The organism is Salinisphaera orenii subsp. halophila YIM 95161 (assembly GCF_003732545.1).
GTDB lineage: Bacteria > Pseudomonadota > Gammaproteobacteria > Nevskiales > Salinisphaeraceae > Salinisphaera > Salinisphaera orenii_A.
In genome coordinates, this window is record NZ_AYKF01000152.1 from 1 (window position 1) to 3,979 (window position 3,979).

2 protein-coding genes and 1 pseudogene are annotated in these 3,979 nt (G+C 62.1%); 1 reads left to right on the forward strand and 2 read right to left on the reverse strand.

The window, feature by feature from the left end:
* Positions 1-618: pseudogene (locus tag SAHL_RS17360) on the forward strand (transposase); the annotation flags it as partial.
* Between the two features lie 541 nt (positions 619-1,159).
* Here SAHL_RS17360 and nhaA read toward each other — a convergent pair.
* Together nhaA and SAHL_RS17380 are read right to left on the reverse strand one after the other, a co-directional pair.
* Positions 1,160-2,986 (reverse strand): Na+/H+ antiporter NhaA, encoded by a 1,827-nt coding sequence (gene nhaA, locus SAHL_RS17370; RefSeq protein WP_184947820.1) that lies wholly within the window; start codon positions 2,984-2,986, stop codon positions 1,160-1,162.
* A 499-nt stretch (positions 2,987-3,485) separates the two neighbouring features.
* On the reverse strand, positions 3,486-3,884 hold the full coding sequence (locus tag SAHL_RS17380) for a hypothetical protein (RefSeq protein WP_148045612.1): 399 nt from the start codon (positions 3,882-3,884) through the stop codon (positions 3,486-3,488).
* Between the last annotated feature and the right edge of the window lie 95 nt (positions 3,885-3,979).

Here is a 3,979-nt window from a genome sequence, read left to right on the forward strand (position 1 = left end):
AAGACCGGCGCTGTGACGCTGATCCAGCGTTTCGGCAGTGCGCTGAACTTAAATTTGCACTTTCACATGTTGTTTCTGGATGGCGTGTATGTTGAGCGCCCTGACGGCCGGGTCCGGTTTCGCTGGGTCAAGGCGCCGCTGAGTGCGGAGCTTACCCAGTTGGCCGACACCATCGCGCACCGCGTCGGGCGCTACCTGGAGCGCCAGGGACTGTTGGAGCGTGACGCCGAGCATAGCTACCTGGCGGGCGAAGACCTTGATGACGATCCCATGAGCAATGTGTTGGGGCATTCGATCACCTACCGGATCGCCGTCGGGCCGAATAGGGGACGCAAGGTGATGACGCTGCAGACCCTACCGGCGGATGAGCCACCGTTTGGTGAAGAGGCTGGGAAGGTTAGCGGCTTCTCCCTGCACGCCGGTGTAGCGGCCCGCGCCGACCAGCGCGACAAACTGGAGCGGCTGTGCCGTTACATCAGCCGGCCTGCCGTATCGGAGAAACGTCTGTCACTGACAAACAACGGCCTGGTGCGCTACCAACTCAAGACGCCGTACCGCGATGGAACAACGCACGTCTTTTTCGAGCCACTGGATTTCCTGGCCCGACTGGCCGCGCTCGCGCGCCGCATCGACCGCGATATCCGCGTCGCGCAGATGGCCCAGATGATGATCGCAGCCCGCCGCACTTACGATATGAAACGCTTTCTCGCCGGCCTCGATACCCTCGCGGATGAACGGCGTCAACACACGGTAACCTTCGACATCGCTGTTAAAAAACGCGCACGCGTGCAACACGTCGCCCATCGGCGCGCCCGCGAGCGTGATCGGATTGCTGGATGGGGTCTGGAAGGTCATGCAAAGGCTAAAGGATTTCTATGAAAATCGAGTAAACGCGAATGATCAGCGGCTGTCTAGCCGTTTTTTCTCGGAGATAATCGGTTTCACCCAATGTAATGGCCCGCGTCCGATTCCGCTTCGGAACGGATGAATAGCGCGTTACAGCATACTGCGAGCGTCTTTCTTAGCGCGGATCGAAGCGAGACCGGCCGTCAACCGGGGTACGAATCGGCGTGCCAATCGATACCTTCGAGAACAAGCGCCACCCGGTTTTGCGCCGAGTCTGGGCCGGTTACGTGGCGGATCGTCTTGTCGGGCGGGTTCAAGCCGACGGCGAGGGCCCGCCGCGCAACAGCCACCAGCCTAGACCGGCTGCGAGCACGCAGGCGACCATGACGCTGACCTTGGCCAGCGCCAGCGGGCCGGAATCGGCGAACGCCGCGTCGGCGATAAAAATCGACATCGTAAAGCCAATGCCGCACAGGGCGCCCGCACCCGCGACCTGGCGCCAGCTGAATTCAGTGGGTTGATCCGCCAGCCCCGCGCGCACCGCCAGCCAGGTCGCCAGCGTAATGCCCAACGGCTTGCCGATCACCAGGCCCACGATCACACCCAGGCTGACCGGCCGTAAAAAATCGAGGGTGCTCGGCGCCACCGCGATACCGGCGTTGGCGAGCGCGAACAGCGGTAGTATCAGATAGGAAGACCAGGGCCGCAGATCGCGTTCGAGCCGCTGGGCTGGTGAAAGCAGCCGCCCGACCAGGCTTTCCAGCGCGCGCACCGTGGCTTGGTAGCGGCTTTGATCGTTGCTCGCCACCGGCGGCGCTTGCAGACTATCAAACAACGCCGTGCTCTGGCTGTGCAGGCCCGGCGTATTCGGCGGGCTGTGGGTGGGAATGGCGAAAGCCAGCAACACGCCCGCCAGGGTGGTATGCACCCCCGAATACAGCACCGCCAACCACAGGCCGATGCCCACCAGCGAATAGGGCAGCGGCCGGTAGACCCGCGCGCGGTTGAGCGCCAGCGCCGCGGCAAAACATAGCGCCGCTAACACCAGCCCCGCCACCGCGATGTCGGTGGTATAAAACAACGCCAGCACCAGAATGGCACCCACATCATCGGCGATCGCCAGCGTGGCCACGAACACCTTGAGCGCCAGCGGCACCCTGGGCCCCAGCATCGCCATGATGCCCAGCGCAAAGGCGGTATCGGTGGCCATCGGCACGCCCCAGCCCATGGCGGCCGGCCCACCCCAGTTGAACAACAGATACAGCACGGCAGGCGCGACCATGCCGCCCGTCGCGGCCGCCAGCGGCAGCGCGGCGCGGCGTGGATCGCTCATCTCGCCGGCGGTGATCTCGCGCTTGATCTCCAGCGTAACGACGAAGAAGAAAAACACGATCAGGCCGTCGTTGATCCATTGATGCAACGACAGCGGCAGCGCGAACCGTCCCAGACGCACGGCCAGCTCGGTATTCCAGAGCGCGGTGTAGCTGGCCGCCCACGGCGAGTTGGCCCACACCAGCGCCACCACGGCGCCCAGCAGCATCAAAAAGCCTGCTGAGGCTGATAGACCAGCGAAATCCTCGGCAAACTGCCGGACCCGTCCGCCCAGCGGCCGGCGCATCGTATCCAGCACCGACTCGTCGTCCCAGGGGCCGTCATAACGGCGCCCGTCGATGAAAAACGTCGGCGTGACGTGGACGCCGCTGGCCTGCGCGTGATCCAGATCGGCGCGCACCCGCGGTGCGTGGATCTGGTCGTCGAGCTCGCGCGCGAAGCGTTGCTGATCCAGTCCCAGCGTGGCGGCGGCGTCGACAAGGCTGTCGCGGTCGAGCGCGTCCTGATGCGCGAACAAGTAGTCGTGCATATCCCAGAACCGGCCTTGGGCGGCGGCCGCTTCGGCGGCTTCGGCGGCGCGCTGGGCGTCGGGGTGCAGCCGGGTATTGGGCAGGTGCCGAAAAACATAGCGGACCTGGCCAGGCAGATGTTGCTCGCGTATCCGCCGGATGCCTGCGTGCGCCCGCTGGCAATAGCCGCACTGGTAATCGCCGTACTCCAGCAGGGTTACGCCGGGGTCATCCGGCCCGTCCAGATGGTCGCGTGCGGGATCCACCGGCGGGCTTAGCTGGGTCGGCTGTTCGGGCATATAACGAAGCGTACCGGACCCCAGCCAAAGACGCACACAAAAGCCACCGACAGACCACGGCTTTCGCATAATAATCACGCGCCCTGATGTCATGTGTCTGATCATCAAGCAATCGTGTCCTTATCCGGAACGCCGTTTTCGTAAGGTTAAAAGCGCCGCAACCGGTTGAGCTTCGTTCGGCCGACGGCGCCGTCGCGCTCTAGCCTTCGGTGCCACTGATAACCGCACACACGCAGATCAACAGCATCTTTTTCAATCGATAGCGTCGGTTTTCTCGATGCGAATCGTCGATACGGCCAGGCTCTACAACACGGTCACCGTGCTGACCCTGAGCGGCGCCGTCGTGGTTTATTACGTGTGCCTTTTGGGTTTGTTCATTCTCGCCGTATCCATCATTGTGCCCTCCAGCTTGCTGGAAGCGCGGTTGGGACATCCGATCGGGCTAAGCAATTACATCGTGCGTGGACCCGGACAAGTCCAAATCATAGGCCAGAAGTGTCTAATGGACCCGGACAAGTCCAGGGGTGCGTAGCTTCTGCGCACCTAAGTAGGACAACAGCGACTCCAACTGGTAGTGCATAGCGCGCTCGTCCCCATCGACGAACGCACGAACCGCGTCAGACCCGTGATTATCGATCTCTTGAAATAAGACGGTTTCGACTTCGTCGTTGATCATCTCGCCAAAGCGAGTGACGTACAGTTCGCTTTCCCAAAAACAGGCCTTGGCGGGGCGCATCCGAGGAGCGAAGACAATCGGCGTACCGTCCGGGCGCAGCTGAGGCTCAGAGATGTCGAGCAGCCAGTTCTGGTTCTGACCTAACTGAAACCCGTTCTGATACCAAACCGGCACGTAGTGGTTTTTACACGAAGGTTTTGGGCGCTTCGGCTTAGATGGCATTAGGTCACGTTCTGCCGCTCAATTGAGTTACTGTCAAATCTGGTGTATGAGGAAAGAAGCTAGGCGGCTTTCCTGCTGAGTTGTCGCTCGTCTAT

What these genes read in the sequence shown, in the direction of transcription:
- nhaA (WP_184947820.1), bottom strand. Translation starts at nt 2,986, where the DNA reads ATGCCCGAACAGCCGACCCAGCTAAGCCCGCCGGTGGATCCCGCACGC.
- SAHL_RS17380 (WP_148045612.1), bottom strand. Translation starts at nt 3,884, where the DNA reads ATGCCATCTAAGCCGAAGCGCCCAAAACCTTCGTGTAAAAACCACTAC.